The organism is Kribbella sp. NPDC051587 (assembly GCF_044453945.1).
GTDB lineage: Bacteria > Actinomycetota > Actinomycetes > Propionibacteriales > Kribbellaceae > Kribbella.
Genome location: NZ_JBITDE010000013.1, coordinates 172,921 through 187,961, shown reverse-complemented (window position 1 = coordinate 187,961; position 15,041 = coordinate 172,921). Strand labels below are relative to the sequence as shown.

Genomic DNA, 15,041 nt, shown 5'->3' with positions numbered 1-15,041 from the left:
GCTCACACCCTACAGACAGCCAACCCCGCCCCCGCCCGCAACCAGATAAGACCCCAACCCAGGTCGGCCTCACTCCGCAACGCCGCCGCGCCACAGCACCTTTTGTACTTCATCTCGGACCCACACCAGCATGGCTGGTTGCGTCCCGGCGGCCACGCAACCCCGGTGGCGTCGTCCCGGGGCCATTTGATCGACGTAAAGGTCTGTCCAGGCACCTCCAGCAGTGGCTGAGCTTCCAGGGCTCGGTCGTAGAAGAAGCGAACAGACCGGTGCATGACAAGGACCGGCGAGTTGTGCCGGCGCAATACGCGTTCGACATCGTGGTAGTAGTCCGTGATGCTGTCGAGGCTGATACGCACAGGCCAGACCTCGTGCGCCCCAACGAGCTCAGACCGGCTCCAGACGTGGACCTGCCCACGGCTGACCTGCGGTTCCCGCAGGATGTCCAGCGCGTCGAAGTACAGGTTGGTTCTCTCGACCACTCCCATCTCACCCCTCCGGTCGAGGCTGTCCAACTCGATACCCAGCGCCTGCCTCATCCGCCGCCGGGCGTTGAGCAGCAATCGTGCCCACCCCGAGTCGCGCTTCTCCTCCTCACACAGCAGTTCGAACCCCTGCGAGTACAGGATCAGCGCCTCCACGTACTCACCCCGTCGTTCGCGCGCCTCGGCTGCACACCACCGCGCCATCACATCGGAGGCACCGTCAGGCAGCGAGTCTTCGTCGTCGTAGCCTCCGCCTCCGGCTGCCCGCTGTGTTGCCACCTTGAGCACCCATCGACCACTTTCTCCGGGCCTGGATGACCGAACCGTGCTCAAGGTCGACGATTCTCTCCACACCAACCGAAGGCGCCCGGACTCCGACCGGACAGTCCAGCGCGCGAACGCGGACGTCCGAAGACGCGCAGTACGTGGTCAGCGTGTTTTCCGACGTTGCGACGCCGAGCTGGAGTGGGCGAAGAGCCTGAGTATGCGACTGCCTGAGGGCGCCTACGCCATGGCCGATGATCCGGGTTCGTGGCGAACGGTCCCCGATCACCTCAAGATGCGCTTCTAATCAAGCTTGACTAGACGGTTCTTGCCCGTGTACTTTGGCCAAGTAGTCAAACTGGACTAGCTCAACCAATCCATGCGCAACACGGGAGAAGGAATCGAACCCATGGGAAGGCTCGCGATCGAGACGAGAGGGTCGAGCGGAGGTGGGCGCACGTCGGCGACGAAGCTCCTGGTGCTCGGTATCGTGCATCTCTCCGGCGGCGCGCACGGCTACCAGGTGCGATCCGAACTGCAGGGCTGGGGTGCGGAGAGTTGGGCCAAGATCAAGCCCGGCTCGATTTATCACGCACTGAAGAAGGCGGCGGCTGATGGCCTTCTCACCGAACACGCCGAGCCGGGCAACTCCGGGCCAGAGCGCGTTCTGTACCGCGCGACTACTCGGGGACGTAACGAGATGGTCGAACTGGTCCGTGATGGTCTGCGGCGCACCCATGACCCGGACATGCTCAACGCGTCCATCGCCATGTTGCCCATGCTGACCCGGGTGGATGCCATCGCGCAGGTTAACGAGCGGGTCGCGCGCCTGGAAGCGGAGCTCGTAGTGCAGGCCAAGTGGCGGGAGCACCCCAATCGGGACGCCCCTGAGCACGTCCGCGATCAGGTCGAACTGTGGGTGGGACAGGCACGCACCGAACTGGAGTGGGCGAGGAGCCTGAGCAAGCGACTGTCTGAGGGCGCGTACGCCATGGCCGATGATCCGGGTTCGTGGCAAACGGTCCCCGGTCACCTCAAGATGCGCTCCTAAGCAACCTTGACTGGATGTTTCGTCCTCCGCTTACTCTGGCCGAGTAATCAAATTTGACTAGTTAACCAATCCGTTCGCAACACCGAGAGAAGGAATCGAACCCATGGGAAAGTTCGCGATCGAGACGAGAGGGTTGAAGAAGAGCTTCGGCACGACCCACGCGGTCGCCGGTGTGGACCTGGCCGTGAGCACGGGGGGCGTGTACGGCGTGCTCGGTCCGAACGGGGCGGGCAAGACCACCACGATCCGCATGCTGGCCACGCTCCTGCGCCCCGATGCGGGAGAGGCGCAAGTGCTCGGCTACGACGTCGTGCGTGACGCCCGGGCGGTGCGGAGCAGGGTGGGCCTCACCGGGCAGTTCGCGTCGGTCGACGAGGACCTCACCGGGCTGGAGAACCTGTTGCTGCTCGCCAGGTTGCTCGGCTACTCACGCCGCCGAGGCAGGGAGCGGGCGACCGACCTGCTCGACGCGTTCGGTCTTGCCGAGGCGGCCGACCGGCAGGTGAAGAAGTACTCCGGAGGGATGCGCCGGCGCATCGACATCGCGGCGAGCCTGGTCGTCACTCCCGAACTGATCTTCCTCGACGAGCCCACGACCGGGCTCGACCCGCGCAGCAGGAACCAGGTCTGGGAGATCGTCAGGGGCATGGTCGCCGAGGGCGCCACCGTGGTGCTGACCACGCAGTACCTCGACGAGGCCGACCAATTGGCCGACCGGATAGCGGTGATCGACCACGGGAAGGTGATCGCCGAGGGCTCGAGCGGCGAGCTCAAGGCATCGGTCGGCGCCGGCTCGCTGCACGTACGGCTCCGTGCGCCCGAGCAGCGAACCGAGGCCGAACGGGTCCTCGCCGGCGTCCTCGAGGTGCCGGCCGAACCGTCCGCCGACCCGGCCGCGCTGTCCGCGCGGATCTCCGACCCCGAGCGGGTAGCCCGCGCCCTGGCCGAGCTGTCCCGCAGCGGCATCGACGTTACCGAGTTCGCGCTCGGTCAGCCGAGCCTGGACGAGGTGTTCCTCACCCTGACCGGACACGCCGCCGAGGAGACACCCGAGGAGGATGCCGCATGACCGCCACGTCCGCGGAGCAGGGATCGGCGCCGGTCACTGAGGACGCGCTGCGCAGCGTGCTGTTGGCCGGTGAGCGGCCGTCTCGCCCGGGCCCGGTGCGCACCTCGTTGACATTCGGCTGGCGCGCTCTGCTGAAGATCAAACACGTCCCGGAGCAGCTCGTCGACGTGACCATGTTCCCGATCATGTTCACACTGATGTTCACCTACCTGTTCGGTGGCGCGCTCGCGGGGTCGACTCAGGAGTACCTGCAGTTCCTGCTGCCCGGGATCCTGGTGCAGGCGAACGTCATGATCACCATGAACACCGGCATAACGCTGAACACCGACATCCAGAAGGGGGTGTTCGACAGGTTCAGGTCACTTCCGGTGTGGCGACCGTCGCCGCTGGTCGGCGCCCTGCTCGGCGATGTGATGCGCTACTCGATCGGGTCGGCGATCGTGATCACGCTCGGACTGGTCCTAGGGTTCCGGCCGGAGGGCGGCGCCGTCGGCGTGGTGCTCTCGGTGGTGCTGCTGCTGGTGTTCTCGTTCTGCCTGTCGTGGCTGTGGACGATGCTCAGCCTGATCCTGCGCACGCCGAACTCGGTGGCGGGGGTCAGCATGATGGTGATGTTCCCGCTGACGTTCGCGAGCAACATCTTCGTGGACCCGAAGACGATGCCCGGGTGGATGCAGGCGGTCGTCGAGGTCAACCCGATCACCCACCTGGCGACCGTGGTACGCGGCCTGATGGCCGGCTCGGTGCCCGCCGGGGAAATCGGCTGGGTGCTCGTCTCGTCGGTACTTCTCGTCGCGGTCTTCGGTCCCATCACCATGGTCCTCTACCGCAACAAGAAGTAGCTGCCGCTACCGCGAGCACTTGGTCCAAATCCACTCCGACAAACCCGGCAAAAGCCATCACCCGGACACGACAAGGAGAGCCGAATGAGCACCATCCCCAAGAACGACTCGGAAACCGTTGCGCACACGCCCGGGCGGGCGAGCAGCATCGGGGTCTGGATTCTGCACGTCGTGCTGGCGGCGATCATCGCCGGCGGCGGAATCTCGAAGCTCGCCGGCGACCCGGTCATGGTGGACATGTTCGCCGACATCGGGGCTGGCCAGTGGCTCCGGTACCTGGTCGGAGCGCTGGAGGTCGCGGGAGGGGTCGGACTTCTGATCCCGGCTCTGGCGGGCCTGGCCAGTCTCGGGTTGGCGGCATTGCTGACCGGTGCTGTCATCACCGATCTGTTCGTGCTCGAGCAGAGCCCTTGGCTGCCGCTCGCATGTCTCGTCGTGGCGGCCGTGATCGCAAGGGCGCGGTGGTCGCGCACCAAGGCCGTCGTCGGCACGCTGCTCAGGCGCTGAGACAAACCTCTCGAAGGGAGATGTGAGATGAACGAGATGGCCTTTCGCGTGACATCAAACGATGGCACCACCATCGCCTACGACCGGAAGGGAAGCGGTCCGGCCGTCATTCTGGTGGGCGGAGCACTCGACGAGGGGGTGGAGAACGCTCCCTTGGCGCCGGCTCTCGCCGAGCACTTCACGGTCTACAACTATGCGCGTCGGGGACGCGGCGCGAGCGGCTTCACCGAGCCGTACGCCGTGGAAAGAGAGATCGAGGACCTGGATGCGTTGATCGCGGAGGCGGGTGGCTCGGCACACCTGTTCGGGGCGTCCTCTGGTGGCGCGCTGGCGCTGGAAGCGGCCGCGGCCGGGTCAGCCATCGACACGATCGCCGTGTGGGAGGTGCCCTACGCGGTCGGGGACGACATCCGCCAGCAATTCGAGGAGTACGTCGCGGACACCCGACGCGCCTTCGACGCCGGGCGAGACGAGGAGGTTCTCGAACTGTTCATGCGCCTGTCCGGCGCTTCCGACGACAACATCGCGGCCAGGAAAGCGGTCGGCAAACAAACGTCGCATTGGGCGGATTCGGTCGCCCTCGCGCCCACGCTGGTCCACGACAGCGTCTTCCACAACCGCTACCAATTGCCGGCCGATCGACTGGCAACGGTCACCCAACCGGCCCTGGTCACCACCGGAGGACCGATCACGGTCCCCTACATGGCAGGCCTGCCTTCGGATTTCTTCGACCGCGCAGCCGACGAGCTTGCAGACCTACTACCCCACGCTCAACGGGAGACCCTCGACGGGCCGGATCACGTCGTCGACCCACAGACCATCGGCCCACTGTTGCTACGGTTCTTCAGCAGCGAACACTGAGAGGCCCGCTAGGTGGTGCGGGAAGACCGTTTAGTCACCGCGCAAGCAGATCTTCGTCGCGCCAGGGGCACGGGGCGGACAGGCGGTGGCGAGGTTGATGTCGTCGGCGGCATCACAGGCCTGATCCTGGGCGTGCTCGCCACCAACGTCTTCGTCGCCACGCAAGGCCGCGCCGTCGTACTGACCTGGCCTTCAGCTGACTCGACCTGGCCTACTCGCTGCTCATCGGCTCCGTCGTCGGTCGTACCCCGCACTCCGGACCGCCTCAGTACCGCCCACCGAACCCCTGCGCAGCACATGACCAGGCACCTCGGGAGGGCCAGTGATTCCGGGCTGTAGTCGCATGCGGTCACCGTTCCCGGGTCGACCTGTGCTGTGCGTCGACGAACTCGGCTACATGCAACTCGACCGCCGCGGCGGCGGCTGGACCAAGACCTTCACCGACCCCCGGCTATGCGCAGCCATCGTCGACGGACTCACCTTCGGCGGCACCATCCTCGAGACCGGCACCGACTCCTACCGTCTGGCCCAACCCACAAAGCAGCGGACTGACACCCGTCGGGCGCGGAAGCGGTGTCGACGCAAACCAACATCCGCGGCACCGCCAACAAGCGGTGTCGGACGAAACCTCCGCAGCCAATGGACAACGGCACGGTCGGTGCAGTCGATGGCCCACTGCGCACACGCAGCGAAGAGCGTCAAATGGCGAACACTCAGCGAGGCGGATCGACGAGCACCGGTACCGCTTCGCGGACCTGCAGTGGCGTCGAGGGACCAGTGATCGGAACGGGACCGACGTACTGAATGGGTCCACCGGCAACCTGGAAGCTGGCGGCGTACTCAACGGTGACCGACAACCCAACCTGCCCACGCTTCAGATACTTGTGGGTGATTTCCTTCGAGGGGTATGGCGCCCCGGGGGAGTAGGTGGTCTTGGACGTCCGGTCGCCAAAGCTCCAGATGTACTTAGAAGGCGTCGCCTTCACGACGACAGGGAAACCAAGAATCGGTACCTGGTAGGTGAGCACGCCGGTCTTGTCCGTGTAGACGATCGTGTCCTGGTTGAGGAGTGTCTTGTCCTTCGGCTGGACATGTACCGTCAGCTTCTTGAACAACACATCCTTCGACTCGCTAAACACCTGATCCCAAGTAACATCCTCCGGCCTCGGCCGCACCACCGGCCGCGGCGTAGTCCCCACCGGCCCAACAGGCCGCCCCGGCACATCAGGCTGACACCAATCAGGCCCCGGCACGGAACCATCCGGCTGCACCCGCCCACACAACCCAATGTTCAGCCGAACACCCTGCTTGAGGATCTTCGCCGGCGGCTTCTTGGGCAGGTTTGCGTGGCTTGTAGGGGCCTTCTTGCGGGAGCTCGAACTGTCTCGCGCGGGCGGTTGGCCGGTTTGTAGACGGTTCTGCTTGTTCTTGGTCCCATGGACCCTCAACCCGGTGTGAGTCTTCCCGCCGGTGACCGGTGGTGGTGAAACGTGGGCCACAGGCTCAGTAAGCACCTGCCCGCCGTCTACCCGCACGTTCGCAGCTGGGGCCAGGCTCGGCCACCATGCGACGGACATACCGACGACGGCAACGAATCCCCACCGGAAGACCTTCATTGCTCTGCCGAATCCATCTCGTACATGACCCAGTTCGTACCGCTCGCGGACAACGCAATCGTGTCGACGTAGTTCGTCGGTTCACTGATGATCGGCTTCGACGTGGGGGTGTCCTTCGTCGTGAACCTGCCGACCGACAGTTGTGCTTTACCGCCGACTCTGCCCGTCGAGCCGCGGGCGAGTTGAGAGACATCCTTGATCTTGAAGCGAAAGTCTCCGCTGATCCCACCGTTGGCGGCATTCACCTTCGCCACGAAGTCGGCGTACTCCTTGCAGCCCTCGCAACCGGCGTCGCTCTCGTCGAGAAGCGCCGAGGTATCGCCGGTGGCGGCTGCGTAGTTCTCGAGTTCGATGTAGTACCGATAGAACGCGTCCGCGGCACCCAGAGTCAGGCCGTTCGCGGCCGCGGGACGCTGAGGTGCGCCGCTGGGCGTGGTCGTGGGCGTCGAACTACTGCCGCTACCGGTGGTCGGAGCGGTGGCCGGCGGCGGCGGACTTGTGTTGGGGCGGCCGGCTTCGGGGCTGCCGGGGCCGCAGGCGCTGAGGAGGAGCGCGCTGAGGCAGGCGGCCGCCAGGAAGGCCGGTTTGTTGCGGATGGTCACCGAGTTCACCTCTCCGTAGTCAACACGATCGTAAACGGAGGACGTACCAGCCGGGGATACCGGTCGAGCCACCTGTGGATAACTGAACGGTCCTGAGAGGAGTGGTCAGCTGGAGATCGTCAGCGTAGATCCGCGACGACGCTCGCGAAGACCTGTTCGGGAGCCAAGGCTCCCGCCTCTTCCCGCCACTCGGCCAGGTGGTCCGCCATCACCTCGGCATCGAGAGGTTGCAGTCCGCTCTGGAGCAGTGCCTGTGCCTGTGCCACCGTGATCTGCTCGTAGTGCAGGTCGCGATCCATGAAGTAGTCGTCGCGGAGCCCGTCGTTGCGATGGAAGGTCCCGAGGTCGGGGACGAAGCAATACACCTCTTCCCCCAGCACAGCCGCCACCCAAAGAAACCGCTCCCCGTCCTTGACGACGTACAGGCTCACAGCTTTCGTCCCTCCTTGGCCGTTCTGATCTCTTCGATAGGTCGGTTGACAGTCTGCCCAGGGACCGGCGACCCGGGCCGGAAGCGCTGCGACTCCCGGCCAAGACCATAGCCCGCGACGCGTACAGAGCAGCCTCCGAGTTCTGTCAGGTCGGCGAGCCCCGGAGGCGTCGCCAAGCCATCGGTCAATCGGACGGCTTCGAGGCGGGCCTGCTCGCGGACCAGTGGTGACAGATCCCGATTGCGGGCGATCTCGTAGGGCTTGGTGGTCCCCTCCTTCACGGCAAGCGACGTCCGGGAGTGCACCTGAACCTCAATCCGCCGCCCCCGGGAATCGAGCGTCGCGACATGAAGACCCTTGTACCGGCTGCCGTCGACATACGAGTTGCGCACAGCGGTCACTAGCCAGCCGTAGCGAAGCAGATGTTGTGCAGCCCGTTCCGCAACCTCGACCAGTCGATCGTGCGCCGCGGCGGCAACCGTGTAACGCTGCGCATCCTCGATCACTGGGGCTTGTTGCCGTCGCCCCGTCAGGCTCTTGATCTTGCGGGCCAACGAGTGTGGTGACTTGATCCGATGCTGCAACTGGTAGAGCTCCACACCCGGCCCTACGAGCGCCGCAATCTCCGCTGACGCCGCAGCGTCACGCCAGCCAATGCCGGACAACAGTTCAAGGGCTCGCCGCGTCGCGAGCACCCCGGACTCGGCCACGATCGCAGCCTTGTCAGGCAACGGCCGACCCCAATCCAACCCATGATGCCGCCGGAGCCGCTCGTAGAGCTCTGCCGGCTCCGGCAGATCCTCCAACCTGTCAGACATCTCGCCTCCCGACCCAAGACCCTCCCTCGAAGGTAAGGAGTTCGAGCAGGCCTGTGGGGCGAGATCTGAGATCTGTGGATAACTGCAGCTATTCGATGCGTGACCCTCACCCGCGGATCACCCACCACCTACACGCTCAACGAGGCGGATCGACGAGCACCGGTACCGCTTCGCGGACCTGCAGTGGCGTCGAGGGACCAGTGATCGGAACGGGACCGACGTACTGAATGGGTCCACCGGCAACCTGGAAGCTGGCGGCGTACTCAACGGTGACCGACAAGCCAACCTGCCCACGTTTCAGATACTTGTGGGTGATTTCCTTCGACGGGTATGGCGCCCCGGGGGAGTAGGTGCTCTTGGACGTCCGGTCGCCGAAGCTCCAGGTGTACTTAGAAGGCGTCGCCTGCACGACGACAGGAAAGCCCAGGATCTCGATCGGGTAGGTGAGAACGCCTGTCTTGTCGGTATAGACGATTGTTGCTTGGTTGACGAGGGTCCGATCCTTCGGCTGGACGTGGACCGTCAGCTTCTTGAACAACACATTCTTCGACTCGCTAAACACCTGATCCCACGTAACGTCCTCCGGCCGCGGTCTCACCACCGGCCGCGGGGTCGTCCCTTGCGGCCGGTCAGGCTGCCCTGGCACAACCGGCTGACACCAGTCAGGTCCAGGCACCGAACCGTCCGGCTGCACTCGCCCGCACATCCCAATGTTCAACCGCACGCCCTGCTTGAGGCGGCTGCTCGGCGGCCGTTTCCCGTCCTGGTTCAGCGGACCTTTCAGGTTTGCTGCCGGCTTCTGACGATGCTTGGGCTTCTGCTTCGGTGTCGTAGAACCCTCGTTGAGGCGATTTCGTTTCACCTGTTTTCCGGTCGCCATGGCGCCTTCTTTGCCCTTTTGAACAGAAATGACAGGCGGGTTCGAGGCGTGGGCAACTGGTAGCAGGAGGGCCGAGTTGTCGTCCTGGCGTGACTCAGGAGTAGCGATAGCGCCGATCGGCCACGAGAGTGCCGCCAAGGTCAGCAGAACCGCCGCGCCTACCCGCCCCCGCCTCATTGCTCTGCCAGATCCGTCTCGTACATGACCCAGTTCTCGCCACTTGCGGAGAGCGCGATCGAGTCGATGTACTCCGCAGGCTGGACGATCGCCGGCTTCTCGGAGGGCGATTCCTTGACCGTGTACTTGCCAACCGCGAGGAGGGCCTTGCCGCCAACTCGACCGGTGCTACCCCGGGCAAGCTGGTACACGTCCTTCACCTTCTCGTCGAACTCCCCAGTCATCCCGCCGTTGGCGGCATTCACCTTCTTGACGTAGTCGATGTACTCCTTGCAGCCTTCGCAGCCGGCCTCACTCTCGGCCACCAGCGGCGCGGTGTCACCGGTCCTCGCTGCGTAGTTTCTGAGGTCGATGTAATACCTGTAGAACGCGTCGGCGGCGGGCAGCGTTAGGCCGTTGGCGGCTGCGGGGCGCTGGGGAGGACCGGTGGGCGTAACTGTGGGCGTCGAACTGCTGCCGGGGGCAGTAGGAGCGGTCCCCGATGGTGGTGCTGTGTTGGGGCGGCCGGCTTCGGGGCTGCCGGGGCCGCAGGCGCTGAGGAGGAGCGCGCTGAAGCAGGCGGCCGCCAGGAAGGCCGATTTGTTGCGGATGGTCACCGAGTTCACCTCTCCGTAGTCAACACGATCGTAAACGGAGGAGGTGCCAGCCGGGGATCCCGGTTGACGTACCTGTGGATAACCCAGCGACAACCCACGCAGGAAGATCAGGTTGTATCGATCGACTAAACTTCTGAGTCATGGAGCTCAGGCACTTGGAACACTTCGTGGCCGTCGCCGAGCAGAAGCACTTCACGCGGGCGGCCGAGGCGATGTCCATCTCCCAGTCCGGCCTCTCGGCGTCGATCCGCGCGCTCGAGCGTGAACTCCGGGCCTCCCTCTTCGTCCGCAACACCCGCAGCGTCGAGCTCACCGAGGCGGGACGCGCCCTCCTCTGCGAAGGCCGCCGTACCCTCGCCGCCGCCGAAGCCGCCAAAGACGCAGTCGCAGCAGTCCAGGGCCTGCTCCGCGGCCACCTCACAGTCGGCCTCGAGCAGTGCCTTGGCGTAGTCGACGTACCGGCCGTCCTCGCGAAGTTCCGCTCCGCCTACCCCGGCGTCGAGATCGAGGTCCGCCAAGGCGGCTCCACCCCGATGCTCGACGAGCTAGCCTCCGGCCGACTCGACGTCGCGTTCGTTGCCACCGCAGGCGACCCGATCGACGGCCTCGACCTCCGCCCGCTCTCCCGCGAGCCCATGGTCCTCGTCTGCGCCCCCGACCACCGCCTGTCCGCCGGCCGGCCAGTCTCCCTGCACGATCTCGCAGGCGAGTCCTTCGTCGACTTCGACCCGACCTGGGGTGCCCGCACCATCTCCGACCGCGCCTTCACCACCGCCGGCGTCGCTCACCCCGTCACGATCGAGGTGAACGACGTACACACTCTCCTGGCCCTAGTCGCTCACAACCTCGGCGTGGCCCTGGTCCCCGAGCGCATCGCAGCCAAGCGCGGCGACCACATCACCGTCCCGCTCACTCCCGGCAGCGCCTCAGAGTGGCAGGTCTCCGTAGCAGTCCCCACCGGCACCGCCGCCTCCCTAGCCGCCGACGCCCTGCTCGGCATGCTCCCGACGACTGCGGTCCACTAAAACGGACGGCCGCCGTACGACGGCCGTCCGCACCTGCTACCAGGCGTAGTCCTCCGGAGCGGTCTTGTACCCCGGGAAGATCTCGTCGAGCTTGGCCAGCGCCTTGTCGTCGAGCTTCACATCTACAGCCCGTACGGCGGACTCCAGCTGCTCCATAGTCCGCGGCCCCACAATCGGCCCCGTCACAGCCGGCTGGTGCAGCAGCCACGCCAGCGCCACGTCCCCCGGCTCATGCCCGAGCTCATCCGCAAACGCCTCGTACTGCTCGATCTGCGGCCTCAGACGCTCCAGCGCCTCCTTCGCGCGGCCCTCAGTACGACGTACGCCCTCGTTCTCCTTGCGGATCACGCCACCCAACAGCCCACCCTGCAACGGCGACCACGGAATCACGCCGAGTCCATACTCCTGCGCCGCCGGCAAGACCTCGCGCTCAACATCCCGCACGATCAGGTTGTAGATCGACTGCTCGCTCACCAACCCATTGAAGTTCCGCTTCGCCGCGGCCGCCTGCGCCTGCGCGATATGCCATCCAGCGAAGTTGCTGCTCCCGGCGTACAGGATCTTGCCCTGCTGTACGGCGACCTCGATCGCCTGCCAGATCTCGTCCCACGGCGTAGCGCGGTCGACGTGGTGGAACTGGTACAGGTCAACGTAGTCCGTCTGCAGCCGCTTCAGACTCGCGTCGAGCGCGCGCCGGATATTGAGCGCCGACAGCTTGTTCGTGTTGGGCCAGTCCGACCCCATGTCCCCATAGACCTTCGTCGCCAGCACCGTCTTCTCACGGTTCTTGGGATCCTTGGCAAACCACTCGCCAACGATCTCCTCAGTGCGACCCGGGTAGATCGACCGCCCATACCCGTTGGCAGTATCGAAGAAGTTGATGCCCTTCTCATGGGCCGCATCCATGATCGCGTGCGAGTCCTCAACACTCGTGTGCGGCCCAAAGTTCATCGTGCCCAGGCAGATACGGCTGACAGTAAGGCCGGTCCGGCCAAGATGAGTGAATTCCATACCTCCCAACCTCCTCCTCGCCATGCTGACCTGTCCAACAGAAGAATCCACTCAGTTCAATCACTGCTCGTTCTGAGTCCGGTACGACGTGCCGTGGCACAGGTCGCGATCACGCTCAGCTCCTAGGCTCGTCACCATGGCGACCACCAAGTTCGACGTCGGCAGCTACCAACTCACAGCCGAGATCACCGGAGAGCGCTCACCCACAGTCGTCTTCATTTCCGGCTCTGGCGGCGGTCGACACTACTGGGGCGCAACCATCGCCCACCTGCAGTCCTCAACCACCCTGTTGACCTACGACCGCGCTGGCATCGGCGACAGCGAGATCCCCGCTGACCCAACGCTCCGCACCTTCGGCGCCTCCGCAGACGAACTGCACAGCCTTCTCGCAGCAACCGACCTCACCGGACCATTCATCCTGGTCGGTCACTCCTTCGGCGGTCTCATTGCTCTGACCTACGCCGCCCGGTGGCCAGAGAACCTCGCCGGCCTGGTCCTCGTCGACACCTCCGACGTCCATCTGAACCTGGACATCGACGTACCAATACTTACCGCCGCCGACGGCGACAGAGACGGCCACCTCACGTACGACGTTGCAGCCAGCGTGGAGGAAATCACGCGCAGCCGACGCCCTCTCGCCGTACCGGCCGTCGTCATCGCCAGCCGCGTCGGCCACTGGCTCGAACTCGAAGACCACAACCGCTGGCAGCCCTTCAGCCCCGCCGAACTAGATGACCGTTGGCAACGCCACCAACGATCCCTGGCCGCTGACCTCGGCGCCATCCACAAAGTCGCCCGCTACGGCGGACACAACATCCAAAACGACGACCCAACCATTGTCGCCAACTCGATCGACGACCTCATTGACCTCGCCCGGCAGCCGACGCAGTGATCGACAACATCGCCGTGCCGACTGCCAACGTGATGTCCGACGCTCAAATCATCTGGGACTACCACCAGATGAACCACGCACTGCGCCCCGCCGACATCGGCATCGGCCTCGGCAGCCACGACCTCGGCGTCGCAACCTACGCAGCCCACCTCTTCCACCAAAGCCTGTTCCCCACGCTCGTCTTCACCGGAGCCACCAGCCCAAGCACCACCGCCTACTTCCCGCGAGGCGAAGCAATCCACTACCGAGACCAAGCCATCAAACTCGGAGTCCCCGCCGCCAACATCCTGGTCGAACCCCGCGCCACCAACACCGGCCAGAACATCGCCTTCACCCGCGACCTCCTCGCCGGTACGCCGGTGAAGTCCGTGCTGCTCATCTCCAAGCCCTACATGGAACGCCGAGCCTTCGCCACCTGCCAGAAGCAGTGGCCGGAAGTACAGGCGACCTGCGCCTCCGCCCCAATCGACCTCACCACCTACATCAACACCATTGGCGACGCCAACTTCGTCCTCAACATGCTGGTAGGAGACCTCCAACGAGTCATCACCTACCCAGCCCGAGGCTTCGCCATCGAACAGAACGTCCCAGCCGACGTCCACCACGCCTACGACCGCCTCATCGCCGCCGGCTACACCAGCAGACTCACGACCTGACACCGATAGCGCGGGCCGCAGTCAGTCAGAGCCGAACGCGAGAACGTGCAGTAGACCAACGAGGGAAGCCGCGCCGATGATCTCGCCAGCTTCGATGCGATCGCGGACCGACGCCAAGCTGATCCACTCGATGCGTTGAGCTTCGTTGATGTCCTCTGGCGCCCCAATATGGTCGGCACCACGCGACACAAACAGCAGGTTCTCGGCATCCGTCGTGCCCACCGACGGTTGAAGAGCGGCCAGCGGCTTCACGTTCCTCGGGCGCCAGCCGGTCTCCTCCTCGACCTCCCGGGCCGCCGTGACTGCCGGCTCCTCATCGGGATCGACGTAGCCACCAGGCAGCTCCCAGACCCACCGATCGATGATGAAGCGGTGCCGCCAAATCATTAGCACATGCTCTCGCTCGTCATCGAGCACAACCATCATCGCGGCCTTGGGCACCCGCAGCACGTACTGCTCAAACTGCGCACCATCAGGCAACTCAACAGACGCAATACTCAGCCGCAGCCGACGGGTGTCGTCGATCAAACGCTCGCCATGAACCTTCCACAAGGTGGATTCGCTGCCGCCGTCCGTCGCCACGCGACGGTACCGGTTCATAGTGAGTACTGCCCATGGTCGACTCCGTGCGCCCAGGCTGCCTCGAATGCTGAGGTACAGAGCTGAACCACATCTGAATCAGTGCTCATCTCGTTTCCGACGAACCTCCCGTCCCCCGCGAACAGACAGAACTGCACGGTCGCTTCGTCAAAGATCCATGCGTCGTTGCCGGGGAGCGCTATAGCCGACACCAGCCGTCGCGGCACCCAGCGGATCGCCTCACCGGCAGCGATGTTGACGCGTGAAGTCACGGCATGCTCGAAGGCGATGTAATCCGACACTGGCTCGCTGATGACCCGTACCCGCTTCATCTCGATACCTCGCGCGGTTGCCGAGTTGACGACCTCCGTCCAGCCGGCGTACTCACGAACCGCTTGATCGAGGTCACCCGCCTGCCACGCCGTATAGGCAGGATCATCAAGCATGTACTGGTCCCGAAACTCCAGCTTCAGCAAGGTCCGCGTGCTGCTTGCCAGTAGTTCATCAAACGACGGCTCCGGCACGACATGCCTCCTTGATCATCGCCGCAATTTTGGCGGGTAGCGTTCACAACAACGGACGCCGAGTTGCTGAGTCCGCTGTCCTCCGGTGCGGCCTCTGGCGGACGGACTCAGGTCGCACTGACAACAAGCCGCGATGCCACCTTCTCGATGACCTG

18 protein-coding genes and 1 pseudogene are annotated in these 15,041 nt (G+C 64.8%); 9 read left to right on the top strand and 10 right to left on the bottom strand.

The window, feature by feature from the left end:
* Window positions 1-2: 2 nt before the first annotated feature.
* Window positions 3-773 carry an SEC-C domain-containing protein gene (locus ACIA49_RS34440; RefSeq protein ID WP_396382277.1) on the bottom strand — a complete coding sequence of 257 codons (771 nt, stop codon included), beginning with the start codon at window positions 771-773 and terminating at the stop codon, window positions 3-5.
* A gap of 385 nt (window positions 774-1,158) precedes the next feature.
* Between ACIA49_RS34440 and ACIA49_RS34435 the strand changes: the two genes are divergently transcribed.
* The 6 genes and pseudogenes from ACIA49_RS34435 to ACIA49_RS34410 form a co-directional block, all read left to right on the top strand.
* On the top strand, window positions 1,159-1,800 hold the full coding sequence (locus tag ACIA49_RS34435) for a PadR family transcriptional regulator (protein ID WP_396382276.1): 642 nt from the start codon (window positions 1,159-1,161) through the stop codon (window positions 1,798-1,800).
* 103 nt (window positions 1,801-1,903) lie between these two features.
* The gene (locus ACIA49_RS34430) at window positions 1,904-2,869 is read left to right on the top strand and encodes an ATP-binding cassette domain-containing protein (RefSeq protein ID WP_396382274.1); all 966 of its coding nucleotides are present in this window, start codon (window positions 1,904-1,906) and stop codon (window positions 2,867-2,869) included.
* Entirely contained in the window at window positions 2,866-3,711 is an 846-nt protein-coding gene (locus ACIA49_RS34425; protein WP_396382273.1) for an ABC transporter permease, read from the top strand. The genes ACIA49_RS34430 and ACIA49_RS34425 overlap by 4 nt, the downstream gene beginning before the upstream one ends.
* An 84-nt stretch (window positions 3,712-3,795) precedes the next feature.
* A complete protein-coding gene (locus ACIA49_RS34420; RefSeq protein ID WP_396382272.1) occupies window positions 3,796-4,218 on the top strand; it encodes a DoxX family protein in 423 nt (140 codons plus the stop codon).
* Window positions 4,219-4,245: 27 nt separating this feature from the next.
* A complete protein-coding gene (locus ACIA49_RS34415) occupies window positions 4,246-5,079 on the top strand; it encodes an alpha/beta fold hydrolase (RefSeq protein ID WP_396382271.1) in 834 nt (277 codons plus the stop codon).
* Between the two features lie 421 nt (window positions 5,080-5,500).
* Window positions 5,501-5,605: pseudogene (locus ACIA49_RS34410) on the top strand (AAA family ATPase); the annotation flags it as partial.
* 187 nt (window positions 5,606-5,792) lie between these two features.
* Here the strand turns inward: ACIA49_RS34410 and ACIA49_RS34405 are convergent.
* From ACIA49_RS34405 to ACIA49_RS34380, 6 genes are all read right to left on the bottom strand, one after another.
* The gene (locus tag ACIA49_RS34405) at window positions 5,793-6,218 is read right to left on the bottom strand and encodes a hypothetical protein (protein WP_396382270.1); all 426 of its coding nucleotides are present in this window, start codon (window positions 6,216-6,218) and stop codon (window positions 5,793-5,795) included.
* Window positions 6,219-6,691: 473 nt separating this feature from the next.
* The gene (locus ACIA49_RS34400) at window positions 6,692-7,297 is read right to left on the bottom strand and encodes a DUF6318 family protein (protein ID WP_396382269.1); all 606 of its coding nucleotides are present in this window, start codon (window positions 7,295-7,297) and stop codon (window positions 6,692-6,694) included.
* Between the two features lie 119 nt (window positions 7,298-7,416).
* On the bottom strand, window positions 7,417-7,728 hold the full coding sequence (locus ACIA49_RS34395; protein WP_396382267.1) for a hypothetical protein: 312 nt from the start codon (window positions 7,726-7,728) through the stop codon (window positions 7,417-7,419).
* Window positions 7,725-8,546, bottom strand: coding sequence for a hypothetical protein (locus ACIA49_RS34390; protein ID WP_396382266.1), 822 nt, complete (start codon window positions 8,544-8,546; stop codon window positions 7,725-7,727). The genes ACIA49_RS34395 and ACIA49_RS34390 overlap by 4 nt, the downstream gene beginning before the upstream one ends.
* A 136-nt stretch (window positions 8,547-8,682) precedes the next feature.
* Window positions 8,683-9,426 carry a PKD domain-containing protein gene (locus ACIA49_RS34385; protein ID WP_396382265.1) on the bottom strand — a complete coding sequence of 248 codons (744 nt, stop codon included), beginning with the start codon at window positions 9,424-9,426 and terminating at the stop codon, window positions 8,683-8,685.
* Window positions 9,427-9,599: 173 nt separating this feature from the next.
* The gene (locus ACIA49_RS34380; RefSeq protein ID WP_396382263.1) at window positions 9,600-10,199 is read right to left on the bottom strand and encodes a DUF6318 family protein; all 600 of its coding nucleotides are present in this window, start codon (window positions 10,197-10,199) and stop codon (window positions 9,600-9,602) included.
* 140 nt (window positions 10,200-10,339) lie between these two features.
* On the opposite strand from ACIA49_RS34380, the gene ACIA49_RS34375 reads away from it, so the two are divergent.
* Window positions 10,340-11,224 carry a LysR family transcriptional regulator gene (locus ACIA49_RS34375; protein ID WP_396382261.1) on the top strand — a complete coding sequence of 295 codons (885 nt, stop codon included), beginning with the start codon at window positions 10,340-10,342 and terminating at the stop codon, window positions 11,222-11,224.
* Between the two features lie 36 nt (window positions 11,225-11,260).
* Here ACIA49_RS34375 and ACIA49_RS34370 read toward each other — a convergent pair whose 3' ends face one another.
* Window positions 11,261-12,235 (bottom strand): aldo/keto reductase, encoded by a 975-nt coding sequence (locus tag ACIA49_RS34370; RefSeq protein WP_396382260.1) that lies wholly within the window; start codon window positions 12,233-12,235, stop codon window positions 11,261-11,263.
* Between the two features lie 136 nt (window positions 12,236-12,371).
* Between ACIA49_RS34370 and ACIA49_RS34365 the strand changes: the two genes are divergently transcribed.
* Window positions 12,372-13,127 carry an alpha/beta fold hydrolase gene (locus ACIA49_RS34365; protein ID WP_396382258.1) on the top strand — a complete coding sequence of 252 codons (756 nt, stop codon included), beginning with the start codon at window positions 12,372-12,374 and terminating at the stop codon, window positions 13,125-13,127.
* Window positions 13,124-13,783, top strand: coding sequence for a YdcF family protein (locus ACIA49_RS34360; protein ID WP_396382256.1), 660 nt, complete (start codon window positions 13,124-13,126; stop codon window positions 13,781-13,783). The genes ACIA49_RS34365 and ACIA49_RS34360 overlap by 4 nt, the downstream gene beginning before the upstream one ends.
* 21 nt (window positions 13,784-13,804) lie before the next feature.
* Here ACIA49_RS34360 and ACIA49_RS34355 read toward each other — a convergent pair whose 3' ends face one another.
* Together ACIA49_RS34355 and ACIA49_RS34350 are read right to left on the bottom strand one after the other, a co-directional pair.
* Window positions 13,805-14,383 carry an NUDIX hydrolase gene (locus ACIA49_RS34355; RefSeq protein ID WP_396382255.1) on the bottom strand — a complete coding sequence of 193 codons (579 nt, stop codon included), beginning with the start codon at window positions 14,381-14,383 and terminating at the stop codon, window positions 13,805-13,807.
* The gene (locus ACIA49_RS34350) at window positions 14,380-14,886 is read right to left on the bottom strand and encodes a DUF6879 family protein (protein ID WP_396382253.1); all 507 of its coding nucleotides are present in this window, start codon (window positions 14,884-14,886) and stop codon (window positions 14,380-14,382) included. Before ACIA49_RS34350 ends, ACIA49_RS34355 begins: the two co-directional genes overlap by 4 nt.
* Window positions 14,887-15,041 lie beyond the last annotated feature (155 nt).